Raw genomic sequence first — 25065 nt, forward strand, 5'->3', positions numbered from 1 at the left:
GTCACTCAGGCGGGTTCTTCCTCGGCTGATCGTCACTCGGGCGGGTTCTTCCTCGGCTGGTCGTCGGACATCAGCGCGTCGAGCGCCTTCATGTCGTCGTCGCTCAGGGCCGCGCCGCTGCTCGTGGCGGGTGGCGGAGTGGGCTGGCGCGGCACGTCGGCGCGCGACTCCGTCCCGTTGCCGGGCGCCTGCGTCCCCGTGGGCGCCTGCGTCCCCGTGGGCGGCTGCTCTGCCCGGGTGCCGGGCGCCTGCGTCCCGGTGGGCGGCCGCGTCCCGTTGGCGGGCGGTTCCGTTTCGGTGCGCGGCACGTCCCGCACGGTGCGGACGTTCGTGGGCATGGGCGTGGTCGTCGCGCCGCTCCCGGTCGACTCCGGCAGCGTCTGGTCGGCCGCGCGCCTGCTCAGGATCGTGCGGGCGATGCTGTCGACGCTGATCCGGCCCGCCCCGGCGGCCAGCAGGAGCAGGCAGGCCGCGCCCAGCGCGCCGACGAGCTCCCAGCCCATGTCGGTGACGAAGATGCCGTTCTGACCGTGGACGAAGATGATCGCGCCCAGGCTGACGCACAACAGGGCCAGCGCGGCCAGGCGGGTCAGCAGTCCGATGATCAGGAAGCTGCCGCCCACGAGCTCGGCCACGGTCGCGAAACCGGCCGCGAGCTCGGGTTGGGGCACGCCGGACTGGGTGAACATCTGTGACGTCGGCCCCAGTCCGTTCTGCCATTTCTGCCACCCGTGGGCCACGAAGATCACGCCGATGGTCACCCGCGAGATCAGGGCAGCTAGGTCGAAAGCTAGCTTCATGGTGGTTTCTCCCCCCGTTGTGGTAATTGTCCCCCACCCCTCTGACCTGCGACTCCTCCCCATACCGTCTCTTGAACGGCCCGTTACGCCTGGGCGCGCCGTACAGAATGAAAGGACCGCACAGTAGATCGCGCGCGAGGCCGGTGGGAGCATGGGGAAATGACCGAGCGCATCATCGGGATCGGCGCAGGGGCGAAGGAACTGGCCACAGAGGACATGGTCCTCAACATCGGCCCCCAGCACCCCTCCACCCACGGCGTGCTCCGGCTGCGGCTCACGCTCGACGGCGAGCGGATCTCCAGCGCCGAGCCCATCATCGGCTACATGCACCGGGGCGCGGAGAAGCTGTTCGAGGTCCGCGACTACCGGCAGATCATCATGCTGGCGAACCGGCACGACTGGCTGTCCGGGTTCGCCAACGAGCTCGGCGTGGTGCTGGCCGCCGAGCGCATGCTGGGCATGGAGGTCCCGGTCAGGGCGGTGTGGGCGCGTACGCTGCTGGCCGAGCTCAACCGGGTGCTCAACCACCTGATGTTCCTCGGCTCCTACCCGCTGGAGCTGGGCGCGATCACGCCGCTCTTCTACGCCTTCGAGGAGCGCGAGCGCATCCAGGCCGTCATGGAGGAGATCTCCGGCGGGCGCATGCACTACATGTTCAACCGCGTCGGCGGGCTCAAGGAAGAACTGCCGCTCGGCTGGCTGGACCGCGTGGCCGAGACCGTCGCGATGACCCGCCGCAAGGTCCCCGACATCGAGGGCCTCATCCTGCACAACGAGATCTTCCTGGCGCGCACCAAGGGCGTCGGCGTGCTCGACCGCGACACGATCATGCAGTACGGCGTGAGCGGCCCCATAGCCCGAGCCGCCGGGGTCGACATCGACCTGCGCCGCGACCAGCCGTACCTGGCCTACTCCGAACTTCCGGTCAAGGTCGTCACGCGGACCGCCGGCGACTCCTACGCCCGCTTCGAGGTCCTGCTGGACCAGGTGAAGGTCTCCCTCGACCTGGCCGAGGCCTGCGTCGACAAGCTGCGCTCGCTGCCGCCCGGCCCGATCAACCAGCGCCTGCCCAAGGTGCTGAAGGTGCCCGAGGGCCACACCTACGCCTGGACCGAGAACCCGCTCGGCATCAACGGCTACTACCTGGTCTCCAAGGGGGACAAGACGCCGTGGCGGATGAAGCTGCGCTCCGCCTCCTTCAGCAACATCCAGGTGCTGCGCGAGATCCTGCCGGGGCACCTGGTGGCCGACATGGTGGCGATCTTGGGATCCATGTTCTTCGTCGTGGGTGACATCGACAAGTGAAACGCGACAAATACGTCGACTGGCTGCGCGCTCTGAGCCTGATCGTCGTCGTGGTGTGGCATTGGGCGTTCACGATCCTGCAATGGACGCCGGACGGGCCCTCGCCGACCAGCCCGCTCGGATTCACCACCGGGCTGTGGATCCTCACCTGGCTGCTGCAGGTGCTGCCGCTGTTCTTCTACGTCGGCGGGCACGTCCACCTGCTGTCCTGGAACCGGGCCTGCGAGCGCGGCGTCGGCATCGGCGCCTTCGTCTGGCGGCGGCTGCGGGCGCTGGCACTGCCCGCGCTCGGACTGTCGGCGGCGTGGATCGCCATCGGAACCGTCGCCACCACGGTGTTCGACGCCCCGCCCTGGACGTGGCGGGTCGTGCTGCTGGTGCTGAGCCCGCTGTGGTTCATCGGGGTCTACCTGACGCTGATCGCGCTGCTGCCGGTCGCGCTGTGGCTGCACCGGCGCTACGACGTGCTCGCCCTCATCTGGCTGGGCGGCGCGGCGCTGGTCGTCGACGTACTCCGGTTCCGCTACCACCTGGAGTGGGCCGGCTGGTTCAACATGATCATCGTGTGGGGGCTGGCGCACCAGGCCGGCTTCTTCTACGACCGCGTGGTCGCGCTGCCCCGCCGCTACGACGTCGGCGTGCTCTGGACCGGCCTGTTCATGCTGATCGGGCTGGTCTACTCGGGCATCTACCCGGGCTCGATGGTCGGCGTACCCGGTGAGAAGTGGTCCAACATGGCGCCGCCGACCTTCGTCATCGTCGCCCTGCTCATCTTCCAGATCGGCCTGGTCGAGGTGCTGCGCCCGGCCATGGAGCGGGTGCTGGAAAAGCCCGGATGGAAGCGGGTCAACGACACCATCAACCGGTTCGCGCTTCCGCTGTTCCTGTTCCACACGACCGGGATGGCGATCGCGCTGGGGCTCGGGTGGTGGTTGTTCGGCACGCTCGGCGGCACCATCCCACCGGACTTCACGTGGTGGCTGGAACGCCCACTGGCCATCCTCGGCCCCCTGATCTGCACCCTCCCGGTCATCTACTTGTTCGGCCGCAAGCGCCGCAGCGTTCAGCAAATGCCTGACAATCGTTGAACGCCATCGTAACCTGGAGCCATGACGAACATCGGCTTCCGGGCGACACCGGACGACGAGCGCATCATCAAGTCAGCCATGAGCGAGGGTGAAACTACCAGCGACGTCATCCGGCGAGCACTTCGCCTGCTCGACCGCGAAGTCTGGATGCGGCAAGCAGAAGCCGACATGGCGCGACTGGCCGACGAAGACCTCTCGGACGAAGAGGACGCCTGGTGATCCGCGGCGCGGTCTACCGAGTGGACTTCGGGGAGGCGAAACGCGGGCACGAACAACGCGGGCGACGCTACGGATTGGTGCTCAGTCCTTCGACAGAGTCCTGGACAGTGGCAACGGTCATCCCGACCTCCACGAAGGCGCAGGCATCGCTCTTCAGACCCGAGATCGAGCTCGGGGGGACACGCACGCGCTTTCTTGTCGATCAAATCCGCACGGTGGACACCAGTTTCATCCAGGATCCGCCCCTCTACTATCTCGGCCGAGACGAGCTAGCAGAGGTGGAACACACGGTGATCCTCTACCTGGGGCTCTGACGCTCCGCTTCCGGGTCCTTCGGGATACGGCAGGAGTGTTCGAGGAAGAGGGCCGCGCCGATCAGCACGACGAAGGCCAGGAACGAGCCCGTGGCGACGAAGAACTCCGCCCGCGGCGTCTGCCTGGTCAGCATCGACATGGTGTGCAGCGAGAACCCGGCGAAGATCCCGGCGAACACCGCCCCCACGTACGCCGAAGCCTTGGCCAGAGCGGCCAGACGCGCCACCGCCAGCGGCTCCACCGGCTTGGTGCCCGGCTTGCGGGCGATGCGCGCCCGCGTCATCCACGCGCTGTAAGCCTCGCCCACGGCCAGCAGCAGCACGGTCGGAATCGCGGTCCACGGAATCACCGGCAGATCGGAGTAGACCTGCCGCACCAGAATCCAGGTGAGCAGAGCCAGCACGACGACGATCCCGACGAGCACGCCGGGCTTGGTGGGCCTCAAGCCGGCCCCTGCAGCTTCAGGTCCTCGCGCAGCCACACCCCGGTCCGGTCGAGCCCGGCCAGCAGATCGGCCACCCGCCCCCGCCCGGGAATCTCACCGTCGGGATCCACCTGAGCCCACGGCACCAGCACGAACGCCCGCTCGTGCGCCCGCGGATGCGGCAGCGTCAGCTCGGGGTCGTCGCTGATCACCTCGCCGACCACCAGCAGGTCCACGTCGAGCGTGCGCGCGCCCCACCGCTCCTCCCGCACCCGGCCGAAGGCGTTCTCCACGCTCTGCGCCCGGTCGAGCAGCATCTGCGGCTGCAACTTCGCCTCCGCGACGATCACCGCGTTCAGGTACGGCTTCTGCCCCTCCGGCCCGCCCACCGGATCGGTCTCATACACCGGCGAGGCCGCCAGAAACTCCAGCCCCGGCGCGTCGAACAGCGTGTCGACCGCGCCCTGCAACGTCTGGAAGCGCTGCCCGAGATTGCTGCCCAGCGCGAGAACCACTTTCATGGCCGGCTCCGTTCGATCGTGACCACGACGTCGTCGAAGGGCAGCGGGATCGGCGCCGCCGGCTTGTGCACGCTCACCTCGGCCCGCTCCACCAGTGCGGAAGCCAGGCAGACGTCCGCCAGCCGCTGGGCCAGCGTCTCGATCAGCTCGACCGGCTCGCCCTCGACGACCTTGACCAGCGCCTCGGCCAGCTCGCCGTAGTGGACGGTCAGCGTGAGGTCGTCGCCGGCCGCCGCCGGAGCGGTGTCGAGGAACAGCGTCGCGTCGACCACGAACTCCTGGCCCAGCTCGCGCTCCGCGGGCAGCACCCCGTGACGGCCCCGGGCGCGCAGGCCCTTCAGCGTGATGCGGTCAGCGGTCAAGCTCGCCCTCTTCCTCGTCGTCCTCGCCCTGCAGCACCGGTGAGCCGTGGTGCATCCACAACCGCCAGCCCTGCGGCGTACGGAGGTAGACGTTGCTCGCCACGACCTTCCCGGCGGCGAAGCTGGCCTCGCCCTCCTCGCCGGCGGTCAGGATGTTCTCCACGCAGGTCAGGACCGCCACGTCACCCAGCACGACGGTGCTCACGTCCGTGAGCACGAACTGGATGTACGTGGTGTTCGCCATGATCAACGCCCAGGACCGCAGCACCTCGGAGCGCCCGGCCAGCAACGACCAGCCAGGATGGACACAGCTCACCTGATCGCTGATCGTGTCCTCGGCCCAGATCTCGGTCATCTTGTCGAGATCGGCGTTCTCTATGGCGGTATAGAAGGCCTGGTTGACCGTCTCGATGGCCGCGGTGTCGACGCTCATCCTTCGGCTCTCTTCCATGCGGCGGCCACACGCACGGCGTCCGCGTTGGGCCCTACCTCGTGCACCCGCACGCACCACGCGCCCGCCCGCGCGGCCAGCGCCGTCACCGCCAGAGTGGCGTCGTCGCTCCTGCTGAACGGACGCGGAGTGCCGTCGGCGTCGGCCAGCAGCCGCCCGATGAACCGTTTGCGCGACGCCCCGACCAGCAGCGGGAACCCCAGCTCCGCCAGCCGTTCGATGCCGGCCAGAACCGCCCAGCTGTGCTCGGCGTTCTTCGCGAACCCCAGCCCCGGATCCAGCACCACCTGTTCCGTGGAAACACCCTCGGCCAGCACGTAGTCGACCCGCTTGGCCAGCTCTTCACCCACCTCGGTGACCACGTCCTCGTAGACGGCCCGATTGTCCATGTCATGGGAGTGGCCACGCCAGTGCATGACCACGTACGGCACACCGGTGGCGGCCACGACCTGCGGCATGTCCGGATCGGCCAGCCCGCCGCTCACGTCGTTGACCAGCCGCGCACCCGCCTCGACGGCCGCCTTGGCGACCTCGGCCCGCATGGTGTCCACACTGACCGCGACACCCTCGCCGGCCAGCGCCCGGATCACCGGAACCACCCTGGCCAGCTCTTCATCCAACGCCACCCGCGCGGCACCCGGCCGCGTGGACTCCCCACCCACGTCGACGATGTCGGCGCCCTCGGTCACGAGCTCAAGCCCGTGCCGGATCGCCGCCGCCTCGTCGAACCACAACCCGCCGTCGGAGAAGGAGTCGGGCGTGACGTTGACCACACCCATGACGAGGCACCGATCCTCGGCAGGCAGTCCCGGCACCCTCATCATGCCCCCAAGCCTAGGCGGTGGTGGTTCGCTCTCGATGTCGTGGGTGGCACTTTCCCCGCCGCTCTCAACTCTCAGTGGCCGGCTGTCTTCGTGGCCGCGTCGCAGGATCACGTGTATATCCGCCACAGCCCAGTCAGCGTAACGCCCGCCCCTTCCGTCAGGGGCCCGCTCTCTCGGGCGGTACTTCCGAGGCGCCGGTGCGGCGGGATGCGGCGCCGGCGGGGCGGCGCCGATGTGCGGTGGCCGGGGTGGGGTCGTGTGCCCGGCCGACCGGGCGGACGTAACGGCGGGACACCCGTGAGGTGGACGGCCGCTTCCCTGGAAGGCCGCCGAGGGGTGCGGCGGGTGGGGTTCCCTGGGCTTGCCGTAACCCCTAAGGCGGGTTGTTCTGACTGGGGAAGGGCGGTCAGCGGCCGATGATGAGGCTCATCGCCTCGGCGCGGGTTTTGTCGCTGGTGCGGAAGTCGCCGCGGACCGCGCTGGTGAGGGTTTTGGCGCCTGGCTTGCGCACGCCCCGCATCGTCATGCACAGGTGTTCGGCCTCGATCACCACGATGACGCCGCGCGGCTCCAGCACGCGCATCATCGCGTCGGCGATCTGGGAGGTCATGCGTTCCTGGACCTGCGGGCGGCGGGCGTAGACGTCGACCAGGCGGGCCAGCTTGGACAGGCCCGTGACCTGGCCCTTTTCGTTGGGGATGTAGCCGACGTGGGCCACCCCGTGGAAAGGGACCAGGTGGTGTTCGCAGGTGGAGTACACCTCGATGTCGCGCACGAGGATCATCTCGTCGTGGTCGACGTCGAAGACCTTGGTGAGGACGTCCTCCGGCTGCTGGCGCAGGCCGGAGAACTGTTCCGCGTAAGCGCGTGCGACCCGGGAGGGGGTGTCGAGGAGGCCGTCACGGTCGGGGTCCTCGCCGATGGCGATGAGGATCTCCCGGACGGCCTTCTCGATCCTTGGTTGATCTACGTTCACGCACTGTCCCCGGACGGCAGGGCGTCCTGGTGCCCCGCGGTGAGCGAGCCGTTGGCCGACTGCTCCTTCGGCGTCAGGATGGGCGGCAGGTCCGACGGAAGCCGCTTGCCGTAGCCCGCGTAGGACGGGCGGTGCTCCTTGACGACCACGGACGAGAAGATCTCCACCACCTGCTGGCGGGAGAGGGTCTCCTTCTCCATGAGTTCGAGCACCAGGTTGTCGAGCACCTCGCGGTACTCGACCAGGATGTCCCACGCCTGGTCGTGCGCCGTCTCGATCATCCGGCGGACTTCCTCGTCGATCGTGGATGCGATCTTCTCGGAGTAGTCGCGCTCGTGGCCCATCTCGCGGCCCAGGAACACCTCGGCCTGACCGCTGCCGAACTTGCGCGCCCCGAGCTGCTCGCTCATGCCGTACTCGGTGACCATGCGGCGGGCCACGGCGGTGGCCTTCTCGATGTCGTTGGAGGCGCCGGTGGTGGGCTCGTGGAAGACGAGCTCCTCCGCCGCGCGGCCGCCGAGCAGCATCGCGAGCTGGTCCATCATCTCCGAGCGGGTGGCGAGGAACTTGTCCTCCATCGGCAGCGTCATCGTGTAGCCGAGCGCGCGGCCGCGTGAGAGGATTGTGATCTTGTGCACGGGGTCGCTGTTGGGCAACGCGTGCGCCACGAGCGCGTGACCGCCCTCGTGGTAGGCGATCATCTTCTTCTCCTTGTCGGACATGACCCGCGTCTTGCGCTCGGGCCCTGCCATGACGCGGTCGATGGCCTCCTCAAGGGTGTCCATCGAGATCAGCTTCTGGTCGGCGCGCGCGGTGAGCAGCGCCGCCTCGTTGATCACGTTCGCGAGGTCCGCACCGGTGAATCCAGGGGTACGGCGGGCGATGACGTCCAGGTCGACCTCCGGCGCGAACGGCTTGCCGCGACCGTGGACCTTGAGGATGCCCTTGCGGCCCTCCAGGTCGGGACGGTCGACGGTGACCTGCCGGTCGAAACGGCCGGGGCGCAGCAGCGCCGGGTCGAGGATGTCGGGCCGGTTCGTCGCGGCAATGAGGATCACGCCGCCCTTGACGTCGAAGCCGTCCATCTCGACGAGCAGCTGGTTCAGCGTCTGCTCGCGCTCGTCGTGACCGCCGCCCAGACCGGCGCCGCGGTGGCGGCCGACGGCGTCGATCTCGTCGATGAAGATGATCGCCGGGGCGTTGGCCTTCGCCTGCTCGAACAGGTCGCGCACGCGGGAGGCGCCGACGCCGACGAACATCTCGACGAAGTCGGAACCGGAGATCGAGTAGAAGGGCACTCCGGCCTCACCGGCCACCGCGCGGGCCAGCAGGGTCTTGCCGGTGCCGGGCGGGCCGTACAGGAGCACGCCCTTCGGGATCTTCGCGCCGATCGCCTGGAACTTGGCCGGGGCCTGCAGGAACTCCTTGATCTCCTGGAGCTCCTCGATGGCCTCGTCGGCGCCCGCGACGTCGGCGAACGTCGTCTTGGGAGTGTCCTTGGTGATCAGCTTGGCCTTCGACTTGCCGAAGCTCATCACCCGGGAGCCGCCGCCCTGCATCTGGTTCATGATGAACAGGAAGATCAGCACGATGATGACGATCGGCAGGAAGCTCACCAGGAGGCCGACGAGGAAGTTCTCCTGCGGCACCTCGGTGGTGAAGCTCTTGGTCTTTCCGGCGCCCACCTGCTTGTTCAGCTCTTCGGTGAGCGTCGGGCCGTAGCCGGTGACCCAGTCAGACTGGATCATGTTGGTCGGGGCGTCGCCCGACTTGACGGTGATCTTGTTGTGGAGGGTCAGCTCGATCCGCTGGTCCTTGTCAACAATCTTCGCGTTGCTGACGTTGCCGGTGCGGATCTGCTCGAGGACCGTGGACGTGTCGGCCTGCTTGAAGTTGCCACCGCCGCTCCACAGCTGGGTGACGAGCAGGAGCAGCACGACGATGCCCAGGATCCACAGCAGTGGCCCACGTGTAAATCGCTTGAGATCCATCCGATGCGGAACCCCTTGCGGGCCCGTCCCTTCCTGACCATGGCCTGGAAACCCCGGGCAGGGCCCGGGGCCGCGGCATCCGACACCGCGACTACTGACTACCCGAAGGGGACCACGTGGTCACCCTCCCGTCGTCAGAAGGTACACCGGACAACGCGCGGTGGCACCGCCCGCTAGACCGGCCTTGCCCTACCAACGTACGTCAGGTAGAGCGATGTTCCCGGTCCCTGCGTGCAATGTCGGAAATGCCGCACAGACAGTTACGTGTAGACATGCGGAGCCAACGTGCCGATGAACGGCAGGTTGCGGTACTTCTCCGCGTAGTCCAGCCCGTAGCCGATGACGAACTCGTTCGGGATGTCGAAACCGACATACTTCACATCAATCGGCACCTTCACCGCGTCCGGCTTACGCAGCGCCGCGCAGATCTCCAGCGAGGCCGGGTTGCGCGATTTCAGGTTCTCCAGCAGCCAGTGGAGGGTCAGGCCGGAGTCGATGATGTCCTCGACGATCAGCACGTGGCGGCCCATGATGTCGTTGTCCAGGTCCTTCAGCACCCGGACCACACCCGACGACTTGGTGCCGGCGCCGTAGGAGGACACCGCCATCCAGTCCATCTGCACCGAGGTGTGCAAGGCCCTGGCCAGGTCGGCCATGACCATGACCGCCCCTTTCAGCACGCCCACGAGCAGCAGTTCCTGGCCCGCGTAGTCTTCGTCGATCCGGCCGGCAAGCTCTTTGATCTTCGCCTGGAGTTCGTCCTCGGGGATGAGGACCTTCTCGAGGTCGTGGCCCATGTCGGCAGCGTCCACCTGCGAGTTCCTTACGGGATGGGTCTGATGGCGAGTATCAGCGTCCCATACCGCCGCACGGCGGTCAGACCCCCGGGCAGGTCAACGCCCTTCTGCCCCCGCCACTCGGTGATCAGCCGCTCGACGGCGTGCACGTGGACGGCCGACAAGGCTCCAGAAGGCACCCCGGCGTCGGTCGCCGCCCGTTTGATCACCCGCCGCCGGACCGCGCCGGGAAGATCCTCCAGCGCCGGTACGGCCAGCGTCACCTTCCCCGGGATATCGCTTAGAGCGCAATCCTCGAACGCCTTCTCCGCCCATTCCTGAAGCGCGTCGGCATCGTCGCGAGCCAGCTTGGCCGTCCGCGCCAACGCCTGAGCCACTCCGGGCCCCAGCTCGCCCTCCAGCACCGGCAGCACCGCCTTGCGCACCCGCACCCGGGTGAACCGGTGTTCCTCGTTGTGCGGGTCCTCCCACGGCTCCAGGCCCAGCTGTGCACAGGCGGACACCGTCGTACTCCGCCCCAGCTCCAGGAACGGCCGCCGATAGATCCCCTGAACCTTCGCCATCCCCGACAACGACCGCGGCCCGCTGCCCCGCGCCAGCCCCAGGAGCACCGTCTCCGCCTGGTCGTCCATCGTGTGGCCCAGCAGGACCACCACCGCGCCCAACCTGGCCGCCGCCTCCTTGAGCGCCTTGTACCGCGCGTCCCTCGCCGCCGCCTCCGGTCCGCCCTCGGTGCCCACCTCCGCCGTCAGCACCTCCGCGGGGTCCAGCCCCAGTGGCAGCGCGGCCACACCGGCCGCCCGCTCCGCCGAACCCTCCTGCAGACCGTGATCCACCGTCACCAGCCCTGCCCGCAGACCCATCCTCGGCGCCACGAAAGCCAGAGCCGCGGCCAGGGCCAGGGAGTCGGCGCCGCCGCTGCACGCGGCCAGTACCAGGTCACCCTGGGGCAGATCACCCAGGACCTCTCTGACAGCTCGCCGGACGTCGGCTACGGCTGGATGCGGCCCCATGCCGCCCATTGTCCCCGCCCCGGGCGGTGTTCGGTTTGATGGCCGGCCGTTCAGGCGGCGCGACGGTGACGTCCCCAGCCGGAGTTCTCGACGCGGAGCGCTTCCAGCGGCGCAGGACCGCCTTGGCCGTAGCTCGCTCCACCAGCCCGGCCGTACTCAGGAGATGGTGCTGACGGGCTTGATCCAGGAATAGCCCCGAAAGCGCGCGGCGAAGGCATCAGAGACCTTGACCAGCTTGTCGCCCTTGATCGTGCCCTTACCCGGCCCACCACGCCTCCGGCAGGGTGGGCAGGAGCATGCCCACCACCCAACTGGGCAGCAAGGTAGGGGCCCACCGACGCCCCGGGCGCCGTGCTTACCCGGCCCACCACGCCTCCGGCAGGGTGGGCAGGAGCGTGCCCACCACCTAGCCGGGCAAGGGGTGGGGCCCAAGCAGGCAGCCCGAGCGCAGCGAGGACACCCAGGAGTCGAGATTCAGCTCGACTGGCCAAACGCGCGAAGCGCCTTGCCTTTTAGGAGTCCAGGGCCGGTTGGCCGATTACGCGGGCGATCCAGGCGTCCGGGTCGGCGATTTCGGCGATGGTGGGCAACGTCTCCGGTGATGTCCACACCTTGTTGAAGCCGTCCATCTCCACCTTCCCCACCACATGGCGGACGAAGGCCGAGCCCTCCGCGTACTGCTTCATCTTGAGCTCGATGCCCAGCAGCCGTCGTACCGTCTTGTCCAGCCTGGACGTGCTCTCCCTGCGCGAGGCGAACTTGGCGCGGATGTCGGCCACCGACGGGACCACGGAGGGCCCCACCGCGTCCATCACGTAGTCGCCATGCCCCTCGACCAGCGTCATCACCGCGGTCAGGCGATCGAGGATCTCCTTCTGGGCCGGTGACTGGATGGCGTCGATCAGGCTGCCGTCTCCGCCGCGTACCACGTCGGCGACCGTGTCGGCGGCGGTGCGCAGCCGTTCCAGGATCGTCGGCAGGTCGAGGTCGGACGCGAGCAGGAACTCGGTCATCTGCGAGCGCACGTACTCGCGCAGCCACGGCACTCCCGTGAACTGCACGCGGTGCGTCTCCTCGTGCAGGCAGACCCAGAGGCGGAAGTCGCGCGGGTGCACGTTCATCTCGCGCTCGGCGTGCACGATGTTGGGCGCGACGAGCGTCAGGCGGCCCGCGGCCTCCTGGCCGGTCGGGTCCGGCGGGAGGAACAGTTCGTACTGGCCGAGGACGCGCGAGGCCAGGAACGCCAGCACGGCGCCCACTTCGACCCCGGTGATGCGCGAGCCGACGGCCGTCACGATGGCGGGCGGCGGGTTGTCGCTGTTGCCCATGCGCTCGGTCAGCGGCTCCAGCACGACGCGGAAGCCTTCGACGTTGGCCCTGATCCAGCCGGGCCGGTCGACGATGGTCGCCGGCTGCGGGGGCGTCTCGGTGTGGATTTTGGTGAAGTCACGCACGTGGCCCTCGGCCTCGCGGGAGAGAGTGCGTAGCTCTGTGACCGCCTGCCTGGCCTCCTCACGGCTTACCTGCGGCCCGGGGCGCACCAGGCGCGTGCCGGTCGATACGGCCAGATCCCAGTCGATCACCTGCATGCCTACCACCGTACGTGGTCGGAGGCCGACCCGCGACGGCCTCGCGTCAGGATCGGGCGACGATGGCGGCGAGCCGGTCCAGGACGGGTTCGGCCGACAGCGGAACCTGGTCGGCCATGAAGGCGAAGGTGACCAGCCGCCCGTCCTTGGTGGTGGCGAGGCCGGCGAGCGTGTTGACGTTGTTGAGCGTGCCGGTCTTGGCGCGGACGAGTCCGGCCTGTCCCTTGCTGTCGGAGCCGGAGAAGCGCCGCCCGTTGCCCAGCGTGCCGGTGAACCCGGCGATCGGCATGCCGGAGGCCACCGCGTGGAGTTCGGGATGCTTGGGCGAGCCGGCCAGCGCCACGAGCCTGGCCAGGCCGTCGGCGCTGATGCGGTTCTTGGTGGACAGGCCGCTGCCGTCGTACACCTGGATGCCGCGCGAGGCCCCCAGTCTCTTGAGTACGGCCAGCACCGCCTTGCCTCCGCCCTCGAAGGAGGCGGGTTGCCCTTCCTTCAGCGCGATCTGCCTGGCCAGCGCCTCGGACAGGTCGTTGTCGCTGAAGGTGAGCGCGTGCTCGACCAGCGCGTAGACGGGCGGGGAGTCGACCTTGCCGAGTTCCGCCGCGCTCTGGCCGGCCTTGGCGGGGGCGATGCCCTTCGATACGGCGATGCCGTACCTGGAAAGGAGCTTGGCGAAGGCGGCGGCGGCGAACTGCGGCGGGTTGGCGACGCGGGGCTGGGAGCGTGCCGGGTTCTGCCGGCCTTCGTCGATGGCCAGCGCGTGGACGGGCGCGACGTTGCCGTCGGGGATGTAGCTGGGTTTCCAGCCGGGGCCGATGGGCGAGCCGGTGTAGAGGGAGGAGTCGTAGCCGAGCGTGACCTTCTTGACGCCCTGTTCCTTCAGCTTGGCCGCGGTGCGGGCGGCGAGCACGGCCAGGGAGGCCGGTTTCGGGTAGGTGGCAGGCTTGGCCGCCGGGCCGGACAGCATGGGGTCGCCGCCGCCGACGAGCACGATCGAGCCGGGTGTCCTGCCCTGGACGACGCGGGTGGACAGGCGGGTGTCCGGGCCGAGCGAGGCCAGGGCGGCGGCCGAGGTGACGATTTTGGTGGTGGAGGCGGGGACGATGCCGATGTCGGCGTTGGCGGCGAAGACGCGCTGGCCGGTCGCCGCGTCCAGAACGACGGCTCCGACGCGTTTCCCCAGCGCTTTGTCACCCAGCGCATCGGTGAGCTGTTGCGTCAAAGTACCCTTAGTCGGGAGAGGTCCGTCTCCACCCGAGGCCAGCACTGGTCCAGCGGTGATCACCGGGACGGAAGGAGACGCGGTCGGCTGATCGGCTGGGTGCGGGGCCTGCCTCGTCAGGGCCGCCAGGCTGAAGTCGTTCCGCACCGCGTAGACACCGGTGGCGATCGTCGTGGCCTGGAGCAGGACGAGGGTGACCACCGCCACCCAACGCTCGCGCCGTACCACGTCGCCTGTCCCTCTCTCCTGAAGTTCGCCTACGAGACATTAACGCCCAGCCGGGGGTGCCCGGGGGGTTGAGCGGAGGAACAGCGGTGGAGTTCGACGTTGTCGTTGAGATTCCCAAGGGGCAACGGAACAAGTACGAAGTGGACCACGAGACCGGGAAGATCCGGCTTGACCGGCTCCTGTTCACCTCCACGCAGTACCCCGCAGACTACGGCTTCATCGAGAACACCCTCGGTGAGGACGGCGATCCCCTTGACGCGCTGGTGTTGCTGCAGGAGCCGACGTTCCCCGGCTGCTACATCACCTGCCGCGCGGTCGGCATGTTCCGCATGACCGACGAGAAGGGCGGCGACGACAAGGTGCTGTGCGTCCCCGCCACCGACCCCAGGATGGAGCACATCCGCGACATCCACCACGTGCCCGAGTTCGACCGGCTGGAGATCCAGCACTTCTTCGAGGTCTACAAGGACCTGGAGCCCGGCAAGTCGGTGGAGGGCGCCAACTGGGTCGGCCGCCTGGAGGCCGAGGTCGAGATCAAGCGCTCCTTCCAGCGCCTCAAGGACCAGGGCCACCACTGACGGACCTCATCTGGGGCGGGTGGCGCCCACGAGGTCGCGGCGCCACATGGAGGCGATCCTGACGACGTCACCCGTCTGCGGGGCGTGCACCATGAGGCCGCGGCCGATGTACATGCCCACGTGGTGGATGTCGCCGGGATCACTGGTGATGCGGCCGAAGAACAGCAGGTCACCCCGGCGCAGCTCGCGTAGCGGCACGTGGGGTCCCGAGGTCCACTGGGTGCCCGTCCAGTGGTCGATCCGGACCCCGGCCCGCTCCCACGCCCGCATGGTCAGCCCTGAGCAGTCGTAGCTGCCGGGCCCGTCGGCCGCCCACACGTACGGCTTGCCGAGCTGCGTCAGCGCCCAGTTGGCCGCGATGTCCCCGTTGGTGGACCCGGCCCCTGACACCGGTATCGCCCCGGCGCCGAAGCTCGTGCGTTCGAAGGCGGCGGCGCGTTCCCTGGCCAGCCGGTCGGCGAGGCTGCGCGCGGAGTCGACCTGGTCCTGCAGCTTCTTCTTGGTGGCCAGCAGCGTCCTGGTCTCGCGCGTCTGCTCGGCGAGGGCGGTCTCGGCGGCGGTCTTGGCCTCCTCGGCGCGCTCCATGGCGTCCTGCTGCGCGGTCTGGGCGTCGTCGGCCTGCTCGCGCAGGATCTCGGCCACGCGTTCGGCGGCCCGCATGCGGTCGAGGACGAGCGTGCGCTCGCCGCCCATCTGCTCCAGCACCGAGGCCCGGTGCAGGAAGCCGTCGCCGCCGTCCGCGATCATGGTCAGCATCGGCCGCGCGAGGTCGAACCCGCCGTAGGCCTGCGCGGCGATCGCCGCCACGTCCGCCCTGGCCGTCTCGGCCATCGTCTCGGCGTCCAGCAGCCGCGTCCGTGCCGCCGCCGCGGCGACCTTGGCCGCCGCGAGCTTGACCTGTTCTCCGTTGTAGGCCTCGACCAGCCGTTCGGCGGCCGCGTCGAGTTCGTCGAGCCTGCTCTGCGCGGCCGCGAGCTTCGCGGCCGCCGCCCCCAGCGCCTTGTTCTTGTCCCGTACGGCGTCGCGCGCCTCGGCCACGTCGTCGGCCGACGGCCGCGGTTCCGCGTAGGCGGGCGGGCAAAGGGTGGCGATCAGGCAGGCGACCAGGAGTCCGGCTCTGACGGAGTGCATAGATCCCCCTCGCTCTCGGTCACTCTATGCACTCAGTGCCCGTTCGTCACTCACCGCACACATGAATCACACGCAACGTAATCATCACAGGCGAAACAGGCGTTCTATCCATGGACGGACGCCGATAGGGGGAGGTTTCGCACCACGGGGATAGGTGAAGACAGGTGTCTGGCTTCCATACGCAGCGTGAAGTTCGGCGGCTTTGCACCAGTCGGCGCTGACCCGGGCGGCGGCCCAGGCGGCGGCGATGGCCGGGCGCGATTCCTGGTGGCGGTCGTAGGTCTGGAAGAGCGTCATCGTGGCGGCCGCGGCGAGGTGGCCGTCGCCGGGATAGGCGGTTCCCGCGAGGTAGGGGGCGGTGACCCGGCCGCCGTGGGTGGTGTCCAGGGCCCAGGTCCAGTTGGCCAGCACGAGGCCCAGCACAGGGTCGGGCACGGTGGCGGCGGCGCCGTACATGCGCTCCTGGCGGGTGCCGGTGAGGCGGCGGGAGGTCCACAGCCAGTCGAGCTCGGCGGGCGGCTCGCCACCGGCGAGCCAGGACAGGACGGCCAGACCCCGCGCGGTCCGCAACCGGCACAGTTCGAGCAGGTCGCGCAGCATGCGGGGGCCCGGGTCGAGCCAGGTGGGCCAGGCGACGCAGTGGCTTCTGCGCACCATCGCGGCGAGTTCGTCGCGGACGGTCAGCGGGCAGACGCGGCAGCCGAGGTGCGAGTCGTGGCGCAGCTCGAATGCCTCCACCGCTCAGCTCGCCGTCGGGTCGGGGGCGGCGGTGGGGGTCTCCACGGGCGGCGTGGGCGTGGGGGTCTGGGTGGGTGTCCGCGTGGGCGTCGCCGACGGGGCGGGGGTCTTGGTGGGCTTGTGCGTGGGGGTGGCGGTCGGCGCGGGGGTGGTGGGGCAGGGCGTGCGGGTGGGGCGGCCCTGCGGGTCCCTCGTGGGCCGGCCGGCTCCGGGTACGCCGCCGGGGTCACCGGGCTCGCCCGGGTCGGGGGCGGCCGGCGGGGAGTCGGGCGCGGTGGTGGCCGGTGCGGGCGAGGAGGGAGCGCGGGTGGGCGGTGCGGTGGCGGGGTCGGTGGTGGAGTCGGTGGCGGGCGGCGTGACCGCGGACGGTTCTGTGGCGGCCAGGACGCCGACGGGGCGGGTGGCGGTGCTGTCGGGGATCGGTTCGACCTGGATCGCGGTGTCCTGCGGGTCGGGCGCCCAGGGCAGCCTGATGCCGGGCGGCTCACCGGTGGCGGGGAAGGCGCCGGTGGCGAGGCCGGACAGGCCGCCGGTCTCGGTTCCGAACTGGTGGAAGACGACGCCGATCGCGATCACCGTGGCTACGGCCGCCAGCGCGCCAGCCAGCGCCTGAGGCCACTTGCGAGCTTTCTTCTCCCCCGGGCCGGGAAAGCCGGCGGCGTCCAGGGCGGCCGAGCGCCTGGCGACGTAGCGGCGGTACGGCAGGAGCTCGGGGTCGATGAAGCAGCTCATCACCCGGACCCTCAGCGATGCCGGCAGCCTGGCCGCCGGGAGCAGTTCGAACACCTTGGCGGCCGAGATCTGCCGGTTGCGGTGCGGGGCGCAGAGGTCGCAGTGGGCCACGTGCCGGACGAGCTGCCTGCGCATCTCGGCGGTGAGCTCGCCGGAGAAGCCGGCGAGGATGTCGGCGCGGCGCGGACAGTCGTAGGGGCCCTTCCTGGCCAGGAACTCGGCGGTGATCGCGTCGCGCAGGCGCTCGCGGGCCTCCTCCTCGGCGGTCTCGACCTGGCGCGGCGCGGCGCCGAGGACGGCGGCCAGGTCGTGGATGGGCAGGCCGTGGCGGGTGCTCAGCTCCAGCAGTTCGCGGTCGCCGGCCGGCAGGCCCTGCGCCGCGTTCCACGCCATGACCCGCAGGTCGGCGTCCTCGGGGTCGTCCGGCTCCGGGGCCTCGGCCGGCGTTCGCGCGGCTTGCGGCGTCGCCAGGCGGCGGCGGGCGCATTCGCCGCGGGCCAGCGCGTAGAGCCAGGGGCGCAGGCGCTCCGGCTCGGCCAGCGCGCCGATGTGCGCCTCCGCGGCGATGAGCGTGTCGCGCAGCGCCACCTGGGCGCTGTCGGAGCTTTGGAGCAGGGACCAGCAGTATTGGTAGATGCCCTCGGCATACGTGTCGTAGAGCGCAGCCAGAGCACCCGGGTCGTCAGCGCGGAGAGCCTCGACCAGGACGCGGTCAGTCATGTTGCTGAAGGTAATGGATTGGTAACTAGTAGTTCTACCGATTCAGCGCTAATGACAGAATGGCCCGCCGATAAAAAGTCCGAATAAAAAGGAATTGTTGCGAAAGCGCCGCGCCCTTGGGCGCGGCGGTTCACTCCTTGTGGTCGTCGCCGGGCAGCGCGGTGCGCCCGCGGTCCACGGCGAACGGCTCGGTCGTCGGCATGACCGTGTGCACCGGCACCGCACCCGCCAGCGCCAGCTCCTCGAACGGCCGGCCGGTCGAGCCCCAGGTACGCGCCACCACCTCGGTCTTGGCCACCTTCGCCCCCGGCGCCAGCCCCTCGACCGTGAGGATGAAGCGCGGCGGCGCGCCCGCCTTCACGTCGTCCACGAACGCGTAGCCGCCGCCGACCAGCTTGCCCGCCGGGTCGCGCAGCAGGGCGTTGACCACCAGGCTGCTGGCGGGCAGCGCGTACGGGTTGTCCACGTAGCCGGTGACCAGGTAGGTGCCGTCCTTCTGCTTGAGCGTCTGCACGCCCGACACCGGGAAGGCGCGGAAGGCCGAGGCGATCCTGGCCGCCGCGCGCCACTGCGCGGGACGGTACTCGATGGTGACCTTGGCCGGCCGTTCCGAGGCGCTGGCCTGGCCGGCGAACGACAGCGAGCCGCCCGGCGGGACCGCGTCCAGCGGCTGGTCCATGCGCACGACCTCGGCGCCGGAGGCGTCACGGCCGATCACCGTGGCCACCACGTGCTCACCGAAGTGCCAGGGATTGGCGTTGGTGAGCACTCCGGCCCAGTTCACGGCGTAGCCGGAGGCGGTCTTGACGGTGTTGGACACCTGCTCCTTCAGCGCCAGCGGCTTGAGCTGGGCAGGCTGCGCTTCTTCTGAGCACCCGGTCAGGAAGATCGCGCCGAGTGCGAGGACAGTGACGGTTCGGCTACGCAGGATCACTTTGCCGTGATAGCCGGTGCATGGGTACGTCATGCGTGAGACACGCGCATGGCGTACCCATTCTTTAACGTGGGCGCACGACCCGCGTCTCATCCCACACCGGCTCAGGAGCCTCGTAAACGGTGCCGTCCGCGCCGAAGACCAGGTATCGGTCGAAGTCGGCGGCGAACCAGCGGTCGTGGGTGACCGCCAGCACGGTTCCGTCGAAGGCGTCCAGGCCGACCTGGAGCGCCTCGGCGCTGGCCAGGTCGAGGTTGTCGGTGGGCTCGTCGAGCAGGAGCAGCGTCGAGCCGGACAGTTCGAGCAGCAGGATCTGCAGCCGCGCCTGCTGGCCGCCGGACAGCGTCTCGAAGCGCTGGTCGGCGATGAGCCCGGCCAGCTCGTAGCGAGACAGGATCTTCATGGCCTCGTTCTTGAGCCTGGCGTGCTCGGTCATGACGATCTCGACCGAGGTGCGTCCGCGCAGGTCGGGGCGGGCGTGGGTCTGGGCGAACAGGCCCGGGACCACCCGCGCGCCGAGCCTGGCGACGCCGGTGTGGCGCACGTCGTCGCCGGAGATCAGGCGCAGGAAGTGGGACTTGCCGGAGCCGTTGGAACCCAGGACGGCGACGCGCTCGCCGTACCAGATCTCGGTGGAGAACGGCTTCATCAGGCCGGTCAGCTCAAGCTCCTCGCAGATGACCGCCCGCTTGCCGGTGCGGCCGCCCTTGAGCCGCATGCGGATGTTCTGCTCGCTGGGCGTCTCCTCCGGCGGGCCCGCCTCCTCGAACTTGCGCAGCCGCGTCTGGGCGGCGTGGTAGGCCGGGGCCATGCCGTCGTTGTAGCGTGCCTTGTTCTTGAGCATGTTGACCAGGGCTTTGAGCTTGGCGTGCTCTTCGTCCCAGCGGCGGCGCAGCTCTTCCAGGCGTTCGTTGCGCGCCCGTCTGGCGTCGGCGTAGGTGGTGAAGCTCCCGCCGTGGATCCAGATGTTGCCGGACTCCACGGTGACGATCCGGTCGGCGGCGTTGGCCAGCAGCTGCCGGTCGTGGCTGACCAGCAGGACCGTCTTCGACGTCTCCTTGAGCTGGGCCTCCAGCCACTCCTTGCCCGGCACGTCGAGGTAGTTGTCGGGCTCGTCGAGCAGCAGCGTCTGGTCGGGGCCGCGCAGCAGCGCCTCCAGCACGAGCCGTTTCTGCTCGCCGCCCGACAAGGTGGCCACATCCCGATATTTCACGTTGTCGTACGGCACGCCGAGCGCGGCCACCGTACACGTGTCCCAGAGCACCTCGATGTCGTAGCCACCGGCGTCGGTGTAGTCGGTGATGGCCTGGGCGTAGCGGAGCTGCGTCTTCTCGTCCTCGCGCTCCATCATGGCCAGCTCGGCCCGCTCCAGCTTGGCCGCCGCCTCCCGCACCGGCGGAGGCGCGACGCTGAGCAGCAGGTCGTGCACGGTGGAGCCGTCACGGACGCTGCCAATGAACTGGCGCATCACGCCGAGCCCGCCGGAACTGGCCACGCTCCCCTCGACCGGCTGCAGATCGCCTGCCACCAGCCGCATCAGCGTCGTCTTCCCGGCCCCGTTGGGCCCGACGAGCGCCGCCTTGACCCCGTCGGGGATCCGGAAGGACACGTCGTTCAGCAGCGGCCGACCATCCGGCAGCACGTACGTCAGGTGTCCGACCTCGACGTGACCCATCTTCCGATCCCTCCCCCATCTCCTCGCGCAGGCTACCTGCCGGGGCCGGGCCGGGTCATCCGGGTTTTCGGGGGTAGACAATAAGTCATCTGATGACTAGAACTGTAGTCGGCTCACCTCCTCCCCCCTGGATGTGTGATGAAGCGTCTGCGCCTGGTCTTAGTCCCCTTCCTACTCGCGCTCCTCCTGCCTCAGCAGGCCATGGCCGCCGAGGCCAACTGCGCGCCAGAATTCCGCGGCTCGTCGATCAACCCCCGGCTGACCAGCCTGTTCAGCAACTACGGCAACGACAACTCCCGGCTCGACGACTGGACGGGTGCCGACGGCACCTACTCGGTCCGCCTGCCCAGCGGCAAAGAACTCTGGGTCTTCTCCGACACCTTCCTCGGCCAGGTCAACCCGGACGGGTCCCGGCCGCCGGTGGTCGAGGAGGGCGGCACGACCGTGTTCCTCAACAACACCTTCGCGCTGGAGCGCGAAGGACGGCTGCGCACGATCTACGGCGGCCGCCCCGGCAAGCCCGCCGCCGTGATGCCGCCCCGCGACAAGAAGCACTGGTACTGGGCCGGCGACGTGACGCTGGCCGGTGGCCTGGTCGAGGTGACCTACCAGGAGTACGAGCGCTTCGGTGACGGTGCCTGGGACTGGAAGTGGCACCGCAACGTCGTGGCCCGCTTCCCGCAGGGACGCATGGAGCGCCCGATCAGCGTCCACGACCTGCCCTCCGGCAACGGCGTGGCCTGGGCCTCCGGCATCCTCAAGGACGGCCGCCACACCTACGTCTACGGCGTCGAGGACAAGGGCGCGACCAAGTACATGCACCTGGCCAGGGTCCGCGGCGAGAGCCTGCTGGGCCGCTGGGAGTTCCGGACCGCCTCCGGCACCTGGTCGCCGTCCGAGAAGGACTCGGCGCGCATGATGGCAGGCGTGGCCAACGAGTACAGCGTGACCAAGGTCGGCGACGGCTACGTCCTGATCACCCACGACACGACCGAGGCGCTCAGCGCCAAGATCGTGGCCTATTCCTCCTGCTCGCCGACCGGTCCGTTCACCGGCAAGCAGGTCCTCTACACGACCCCCGAGACCAACGGGAACATCTTCACCTACAACGCCCACGCCCACCCCGGCGTGGCCGGTGACGGCCTCGTGGTCTCCTACAACGTCAACAGCTTCGTCAACACCGACCACTATCGCGACGTGTCGATCTACCGCCCGAGGTTCATCGACGTGAGGTTCGGTTGACGCGTAACTGGGCCGCCCGTCTTCGTCGCTTCGCCCTTGACGGCATGGACGCGGTGACGCTGGAGAACGAGCTTCTCCGCGTCACCGTCCTGCCGGGCAAGGGCGGCGACGTCCTCGAGTTTCTGCACAAGCCGACCGACACCGACTTCGTCTGGCTCTCCCCGCAGGGCCTGCGCGCCCCTGCCGCGCACCTTCAGGGCGCCGCCGACGACGTGGCCCAGTTCATCGACCACTACGAGGGCGGCTGGCAGGAGATCTTCCCCAGCGGCGGCGCGCCCAGCCTCTACCGGGGCGCCCGCCTGGCCCAGCACGGCGAGGTGTCGGGGCTGCCGTGGGAGTGCGCGGTCGTGGCCGACACGCCCGAGCTCGTCTCGGTACGGCTCAGCGTGCGCACCCGGCGCCTGCCGTACCGGCTGGAGAGGACGCTCACGCTCGCGGCCGGATCGCCGGCGCTGGAGGTCGAGGGCCGCGCGAGCAACGACAGCGGCCTGCCCCTGCACGCCATGTGGGGCCAGCACATCGTGTACGGCGCGCCGTTCCTCAAGCCCGGCCACCGGATCAGGCTGCCCGGCGGCGTGAAGGTGGTCCCGCACGACACGGCCATCAATCCGGCGGGCCGCAGGGTGGCGCCGGGCGGGCCCTGGGACTGGCCGCTGGTGCCCGACGGCCGCGGCGGCACGACCGACCTCGCCGTGGTGCAGGCGCCCGGCTCGCCGAGCGACGTGCTGTACCTGACCGGCTTTCCCGAAGGCTGGTATGAGATTTCGGGAGAGATCGGCATGCGGGTGGAATGGGATGCCGAGGTGCTGCCGTATCTGTGGATGTGGCAGGAGTTCGGCGCTTCGGTGGACTATCCCTGGTGGGGCCGGGCCTACGTGCTCGGGCTCGAACCGTTCGCGGGCATGCCGACCGACGGGCTGGCGGCGGCCGTGGGCAACGGCACGGCGATGGCGCTGGGGCCGTACGAGAGCAAGGTGCTGAGATGGCGCGCGGAGGTACTGGCATGAATGACGTTGAGGGCAAGGTCGCTCTGGTGACGGGCGGCTCCACGGGGATCGGGCGGGCGGTCGTCGACCGGCTGGTCGCCGGCGGGGCCTCGGTGGTCTTCTGCGGCCTCGGCGAGGGCGTGCCGGTCGAGGGCGAGCGGGTGACCGGGGTGGCGGCCGACGTGCGCGACGCCGGGCGGATGCGCGAGCTGGCCGAGCTGGCGGTGTCGCGGTACGGCGGCCTTGACATCGTGGTGACCTGCGCCGGCGTGCAGCGCTACGGCACCGTCGAGGACACCCCGCAGGAGACCTGGGACGAGGTCATGGACGTCAACGTCAAGGGCGTCTACCTGGCCTGCCAGGCCGCGGTCCCGCATCTGCGCGCCCGGGGCGGCGGGGCGATCGTCGTGGTCGCCTCCGTCCAGTCGTTCGCCTCGCAGACGCGGGTGGCGGCCTACTCCACCAGCAAGGCGGCCCTGCTCGGCCTGACCAGGTCCATGGCGCTCGACCACGCCGCCGACGGCATCAGGGCCAACGTCGTCTGCCCCGGCTCGGTGGACACGCCCATGCTGCGCTGGGCCGCGGACCTGTGGCGCGGCGAGCGCACGCGGGAGGAGATGGTGGCCGAGTGGGGCCGCTCCCACCCGCTGGGCCGGGTGGCCCAGCCGGCGGAGGTGGCCGAGCTGGTCGCGTTCCTCGCCAGTGAGCGGGCCTCGTTCATCACCGGCTCCGAGCACCGCGTGGACGGCGGCCTGCTGTCGGGCGTCCCGGTGGCGCTACCGGAGTGAGCCCGCGACGAAGGCGGCCAGGTCGGCCGACTGGCGCAGGCGGCTCGGCTCGTGGACGTACATCATGTGGCCGGCCTCGTAGTAGCTGAACTCGACGTTGCCGCTCAGCTCGCGCGGGATGCGCAGCTGGGCGAAGGTGTGCTCGGCGGCGAAGTACGGCGTGGCGCCGTCGTGATAGCCGCAGGCCACGTGGACGCGCAGGTGGTGGTTGTCGCGCATGGCCGCCGCCAGCTTGTCGGCGGCGTGGACGTGGGCGCCCTCGAACTCCTTGTACGACCAGGGCTGTACCCGCCCGGTGAGGATCTCGTAGGGCAGGTCGCTGGTGTATCCGAGGTCGGCGCGCAGGTAGTGGTTGAGCGCGGCGCTGTAGGGACCCACGATCGCGCTCATGCTCGGGTCGCGGTCGAAGTGCTCGCGGCCGCCGTCCTCGTCCCAGCCGGTGAAGCGGCCGTCGAGGCGGCCGACGATCCGGCGGCGTGAGCGCAGCAGCTCGGTGAAGAAGCGGATGTGCTCCAGGCGCAGGTCGACCCGGTCGACGTAGTCCGCGCCGAGGCCGGTGAGCGCGGCGACCTTGGCGACCGCGGCGGCGCGTTCCTCGGTGGTGAGGCGGTTGCCGCGGGCCAGGGCCCACGGGTAGTCGCGGGCGGCGTACTCCTCGGCCTCGCGCAGCACCTCGGCCAGCGTGCGCTCGCCGTGCAGGCCGTGGTAGTGCGCGATGGCCGCGTACGTGGGCAGGTAGAGGGCGTAGGCCAGGTCGTTGCCCGGGTTGAACTCACCGGTGATGAAGTCGAGCACCGAGGAGATCAGCATGAGCCCGTTGAGGTACATGCCGTAGCGGGTCTGCAGGTGGTCGGCGAGCGCGGCGGCCCTGAGCGTGCCGTAGGACTCCCCGGCCAGGAACTTGGGCGACATCCAGCGCCCGTTGCGGGTGGTCCAGAGCCGGATGATCTCCCCCACCGACTCCACGTCGCCGGTGAAGCCGTGGTAGGCGTCCGGCTTGTGACCCTCGGCGGCCCGGGAGAAACCGGTGGAGACCGGGTCGATGAACACCAGGTCGCTGTCGTTGAGCAGCGTCTCGGCGTTGTCGGCCAGCCCGTACGGCGGAGGCAGCAACGCCCCGGCGTCGCCCATGACCACGCGGCGCGGGCCGAGGACCCCGAGATGCAGCCACACGCTCGACGACCCGGGCCCGCCGTTGAAGGCGAAGGTGACGGGGCGCGTCAGGGGGTCGGCGCCGTCGAGCGTGTAGGCGGTGACGAACATCTCCGCCTTGGCCTGGTGACCGTCGAAGGCGCCGTCGGTGAACGTCTCCTCCCGCAGCACCATGGTCCCGGTCCTGGCCGTGTACGGCTGGCCGGAGGCGAGGGTGTGCAAGGTGGTGACCAGGTTGTCAGCGGGAGTGGTGTTCGTCATGGG

At 69.7% G+C, this 25065-nt stretch carries 26 protein-coding genes; 8 read left to right on the forward strand and 18 right to left on the reverse strand.

Annotation, left to right across the window (positions count from 1 at the left end; translation table 11 throughout):
* Positions 1 to 32: 32 nt before the first annotated feature.
* A complete protein-coding gene (locus ACIBI5_RS33805) occupies positions 33 to 800 on the reverse strand; it encodes a DoxX family membrane protein (protein ID WP_397252773.1) in 768 nt (255 codons plus the stop codon).
* Positions 801 to 959: 159 nt separating this feature from the next.
* Here ACIBI5_RS33805 and ACIBI5_RS33810 point away from each other — a divergent pair, with 159 nt between their 5' ends.
* From ACIBI5_RS33810 to ACIBI5_RS33825, 4 genes are read left to right on the forward strand one after another with little or no spacing between them, the layout of a single operon-like run.
* Entirely contained in the window at positions 960 to 2105 is a 1146-nt protein-coding gene (locus ACIBI5_RS33810; protein WP_397252774.1) for an NADH-quinone oxidoreductase subunit D, read from the forward strand.
* A complete protein-coding gene (locus tag ACIBI5_RS33815) occupies positions 2102 to 3193 on the forward strand; it encodes an acyltransferase (protein ID WP_397252775.1) in 1092 nt (363 codons plus the stop codon). The genes ACIBI5_RS33810 and ACIBI5_RS33815 overlap by 4 nt, the downstream gene beginning before the upstream one ends.
* Positions 3194 to 3214: 21 nt before the next feature.
* The gene (locus ACIBI5_RS33820; protein ID WP_397252776.1) at positions 3215 to 3412 is read left to right on the forward strand and encodes a hypothetical protein; all 198 of its coding nucleotides are present in this window, start codon (positions 3215 to 3217) and stop codon (positions 3410 to 3412) included.
* Positions 3409 to 3726, forward strand: coding sequence for a type II toxin-antitoxin system PemK/MazF family toxin (locus ACIBI5_RS33825; RefSeq protein WP_379638430.1), 318 nt, complete (start codon positions 3409 to 3411; stop codon positions 3724 to 3726). Before ACIBI5_RS33820 ends, ACIBI5_RS33825 begins: the two co-directional genes overlap by 4 nt.
* On the opposite strand, the gene ACIBI5_RS33830 is transcribed toward ACIBI5_RS33825, so the two are convergent.
* From ACIBI5_RS33830 to dacB, 11 genes are all read right to left on the reverse strand, one after another.
* Positions 3711 to 4172 carry a DUF3180 domain-containing protein gene (locus tag ACIBI5_RS33830; RefSeq protein ID WP_397252777.1) on the reverse strand — a complete coding sequence of 154 codons (462 nt, stop codon included), beginning with the start codon at positions 4170 to 4172 and terminating at the stop codon, positions 3711 to 3713. The two genes, ACIBI5_RS33825 and ACIBI5_RS33830, sit on opposite strands and share 16 nt — an antisense overlap.
* Positions 4169 to 4672: a 2-amino-4-hydroxy-6-hydroxymethyldihydropteridine diphosphokinase gene (folK, locus tag ACIBI5_RS33835; protein WP_397252778.1), complete on the reverse strand. Its 504-nt coding sequence runs from the start codon at positions 4670 to 4672 to the stop codon at positions 4169 to 4171. Before folK ends, ACIBI5_RS33830 begins: the two co-directional genes overlap by 4 nt.
* A complete protein-coding gene (gene folB, locus ACIBI5_RS33840; RefSeq protein WP_397252779.1) occupies positions 4669 to 5034 on the reverse strand; it encodes a dihydroneopterin aldolase in 366 nt (121 codons plus the stop codon). Before folB ends, folK begins: the two co-directional genes overlap by 4 nt.
* Positions 5024 to 5467, reverse strand: coding sequence for a nuclear transport factor 2 family protein (locus ACIBI5_RS33845; protein WP_397188714.1), 444 nt, complete (start codon positions 5465 to 5467; stop codon positions 5024 to 5026). Before ACIBI5_RS33845 ends, folB begins: the two co-directional genes overlap by 11 nt.
* On the reverse strand, positions 5464 to 6264 hold the full coding sequence (gene folP, locus ACIBI5_RS33850) for a dihydropteroate synthase (RefSeq protein ID WP_397252830.1): 801 nt from the start codon (positions 6262 to 6264) through the stop codon (positions 5464 to 5466). Before folP ends, ACIBI5_RS33845 begins: the two co-directional genes overlap by 4 nt.
* Positions 6265 to 6715: 451 nt before the next feature.
* Positions 6716 to 7285, reverse strand: coding sequence for a GTP cyclohydrolase I FolE (gene folE, locus ACIBI5_RS33855; RefSeq protein WP_184971390.1), 570 nt, complete (start codon positions 7283 to 7285; stop codon positions 6716 to 6718).
* Complete coding sequence (gene ftsH, locus ACIBI5_RS33860; RefSeq protein WP_397252780.1) at positions 7282 to 9276, reverse strand: ATP-dependent zinc metalloprotease FtsH; 1995 nt, start codon at positions 9274 to 9276, stop codon at positions 7282 to 7284. The genes folE and ftsH overlap by 4 nt, the downstream gene beginning before the upstream one ends.
* A 260-nt stretch (positions 9277 to 9536) precedes the next feature.
* Positions 9537 to 10088: a hypoxanthine phosphoribosyltransferase gene (hpt, locus tag ACIBI5_RS33865; RefSeq protein WP_312896704.1), complete on the reverse strand. Its 552-nt coding sequence runs from the start codon at positions 10086 to 10088 to the stop codon at positions 9537 to 9539.
* A gap of 11 nt (positions 10089 to 10099) precedes the next feature.
* Positions 10100 to 11095, reverse strand: coding sequence for a tRNA lysidine(34) synthetase TilS (tilS, locus tag ACIBI5_RS33870; RefSeq protein WP_397252781.1), 996 nt, complete (start codon positions 11093 to 11095; stop codon positions 10100 to 10102).
* 503 nt (positions 11096 to 11598) lie between these two features.
* Positions 11599 to 12675 (reverse strand): zinc-dependent metalloprotease, encoded by a 1077-nt coding sequence (locus ACIBI5_RS33875; protein ID WP_397107029.1) that lies wholly within the window; start codon positions 12673 to 12675, stop codon positions 11599 to 11601.
* Positions 12676 to 12721: 46 nt separating this feature from the next.
* On the reverse strand, positions 12722 to 13897 hold the full coding sequence (dacB, locus tag ACIBI5_RS33880; RefSeq protein WP_397252782.1) for a D-alanyl-D-alanine carboxypeptidase/D-alanyl-D-alanine-endopeptidase: 1176 nt from the start codon (positions 13895 to 13897) through the stop codon (positions 12722 to 12724).
* A gap of 314 nt (positions 13898 to 14211) precedes the next feature.
* Here dacB and ACIBI5_RS33885 point away from each other — a divergent pair, with 314 nt between their 5' ends.
* Entirely contained in the window at positions 14212 to 14703 is a 492-nt protein-coding gene (locus tag ACIBI5_RS33885; protein ID WP_184971400.1) for an inorganic diphosphatase, read from the forward strand.
* Positions 14704 to 14709: 6 nt separating this feature from the next.
* Here ACIBI5_RS33885 and ACIBI5_RS33890 read toward each other — a convergent pair whose 3' ends face one another.
* From ACIBI5_RS33890 to ACIBI5_RS33910, 5 genes are all read right to left on the reverse strand, one after another.
* On the reverse strand, positions 14710 to 15834 hold the full coding sequence (locus tag ACIBI5_RS33890; protein WP_397252783.1) for an NlpC/P60 family protein: 1125 nt from the start codon (positions 15832 to 15834) through the stop codon (positions 14710 to 14712).
* An 84-nt stretch (positions 15835 to 15918) separates the two neighbouring features.
* Positions 15919 to 16572: a hypothetical protein gene (locus ACIBI5_RS33895; RefSeq protein WP_397252784.1), complete on the reverse strand. Its 654-nt coding sequence runs from the start codon at positions 16570 to 16572 to the stop codon at positions 15919 to 15921.
* A 3-nt stretch (positions 16573 to 16575) separates the two neighbouring features.
* Complete coding sequence (locus tag ACIBI5_RS33900; protein WP_397252785.1) at positions 16576 to 18024, reverse strand: hypothetical protein; 1449 nt, start codon at positions 18022 to 18024, stop codon at positions 16576 to 16578.
* A gap of 130 nt (positions 18025 to 18154) precedes the next feature.
* Positions 18155 to 18958 (reverse strand): hypothetical protein, encoded by an 804-nt coding sequence (locus ACIBI5_RS33905; protein ID WP_397252786.1) that lies wholly within the window; start codon positions 18956 to 18958, stop codon positions 18155 to 18157.
* A gap of 64 nt (positions 18959 to 19022) precedes the next feature.
* Positions 19023 to 20633, reverse strand: coding sequence for an ABC-F family ATP-binding cassette domain-containing protein (locus ACIBI5_RS33910; protein ID WP_397252787.1), 1611 nt, complete (start codon positions 20631 to 20633; stop codon positions 19023 to 19025).
* A gap of 138 nt (positions 20634 to 20771) precedes the next feature.
* Between ACIBI5_RS33910 and ACIBI5_RS33915 the strand changes: the two genes are divergently transcribed.
* From ACIBI5_RS33915 to ACIBI5_RS33925, 3 genes are read left to right on the forward strand one after another with little or no spacing between them, the layout of a single operon-like run.
* Complete coding sequence (locus ACIBI5_RS33915; RefSeq protein ID WP_397252788.1) at positions 20772 to 21875, forward strand: DUF4185 domain-containing protein; 1104 nt, start codon at positions 20772 to 20774, stop codon at positions 21873 to 21875.
* A gap of 44 nt (positions 21876 to 21919) precedes the next feature.
* A complete protein-coding gene (locus tag ACIBI5_RS33920; protein ID WP_397252789.1) occupies positions 21920 to 22882 on the forward strand; it encodes a DUF4432 family protein in 963 nt (320 codons plus the stop codon).
* A complete protein-coding gene (locus ACIBI5_RS33925; RefSeq protein WP_397252790.1) occupies positions 22879 to 23649 on the forward strand; it encodes an SDR family NAD(P)-dependent oxidoreductase in 771 nt (256 codons plus the stop codon). Before ACIBI5_RS33920 ends, ACIBI5_RS33925 begins: the two co-directional genes overlap by 4 nt.
* Here the strand turns inward: ACIBI5_RS33925 and ACIBI5_RS33930 are convergent.
* The gene (locus ACIBI5_RS33930) at positions 23638 to 25062 is read right to left on the reverse strand and encodes a S10 family peptidase (protein WP_397252791.1); all 1425 of its coding nucleotides are present in this window, start codon (positions 25060 to 25062) and stop codon (positions 23638 to 23640) included. The two genes, ACIBI5_RS33925 and ACIBI5_RS33930, sit on opposite strands and share 12 nt — an antisense overlap.
* Positions 25063 to 25065 lie beyond the last annotated feature (3 nt).

The sequence above is a fragment of the Nonomuraea sp. NPDC050540 genome, assembly GCF_044457485.1.
Lineage (GTDB): Bacteria > Actinomycetota > Actinomycetes > Streptosporangiales > Streptosporangiaceae > Nonomuraea.

What these genes read in the sequence shown, in the direction of transcription:
- ACIBI5_RS33805 (WP_397252773.1), bottom strand. Translation starts at nt 800, where the DNA reads ATGAAGCTAGCTTTCGACCTAGCTGCCCTGATCTCGCGGGTGACCATC.
- ACIBI5_RS33810 (WP_397252774.1), top strand. Translation starts at nt 960, where the DNA reads ATGACCGAGCGCATCATCGGGATCGGCGCAGGGGCGAAGGAACTGGCC.
- ACIBI5_RS33820 (WP_397252776.1), top strand. Translation starts at nt 3,215, where the DNA reads ATGACGAACATCGGCTTCCGGGCGACACCGGACGACGAGCGCATCATC.
- folK (WP_397252778.1), bottom strand. Translation starts at nt 4,672, where the DNA reads ATGAAAGTGGTTCTCGCGCTGGGCAGCAATCTCGGGCAGCGCTTCCAG.
- ACIBI5_RS33845 (WP_397188714.1), bottom strand. Translation starts at nt 5,467, where the DNA reads ATGAGCGTCGACACCGCGGCCATCGAGACGGTCAACCAGGCCTTCTAT.
- folP (WP_397252830.1), bottom strand. Translation starts at nt 6,264, where the DNA reads ATGGGTGTGGTCAACGTCACGCCCGACTCCTTCTCCGACGGCGGGTTG.
- ftsH (WP_397252780.1), bottom strand. Translation starts at nt 9,276, where the DNA reads ATGGATCTCAAGCGATTTACACGTGGGCCACTGCTGTGGATCCTGGGC.
- tilS (WP_397252781.1), bottom strand. Translation starts at nt 11,095, where the DNA reads ATGGGCGGCATGGGGCCGCATCCAGCCGTAGCCGACGTCCGGCGAGCT.
- ACIBI5_RS33875 (WP_397107029.1), bottom strand. Translation starts at nt 12,675, where the DNA reads ATGCAGGTGATCGACTGGGATCTGGCCGTATCGACCGGCACGCGCCTG.
- ACIBI5_RS33890 (WP_397252783.1), bottom strand. Translation starts at nt 15,834, where the DNA reads ATGCACTCCGTCAGAGCCGGACTCCTGGTCGCCTGCCTGATCGCCACC.
- ACIBI5_RS33900 (WP_397252785.1), bottom strand. Translation starts at nt 18,024, where the DNA reads ATGACTGACCGCGTCCTGGTCGAGGCTCTCCGCGCTGACGACCCGGGT.
- ACIBI5_RS33910 (WP_397252787.1), bottom strand. Translation starts at nt 20,633, where the DNA reads ATGGGTCACGTCGAGGTCGGACACCTGACGTACGTGCTGCCGGATGGT.
- ACIBI5_RS33915 (WP_397252788.1), top strand. Translation starts at nt 20,772, where the DNA reads ATGAAGCGTCTGCGCCTGGTCTTAGTCCCCTTCCTACTCGCGCTCCTC.
- ACIBI5_RS33920 (WP_397252789.1), top strand. Translation starts at nt 21,920, where the DNA reads ATGGACGCGGTGACGCTGGAGAACGAGCTTCTCCGCGTCACCGTCCTG.
- ACIBI5_RS33925 (WP_397252790.1), top strand. Translation starts at nt 22,879, where the DNA reads ATGAATGACGTTGAGGGCAAGGTCGCTCTGGTGACGGGCGGCTCCACG.
- ACIBI5_RS33930 (WP_397252791.1), bottom strand. Translation starts at nt 25,062, where the DNA reads ATGACGAACACCACTCCCGCTGACAACCTGGTCACCACCTTGCACACC.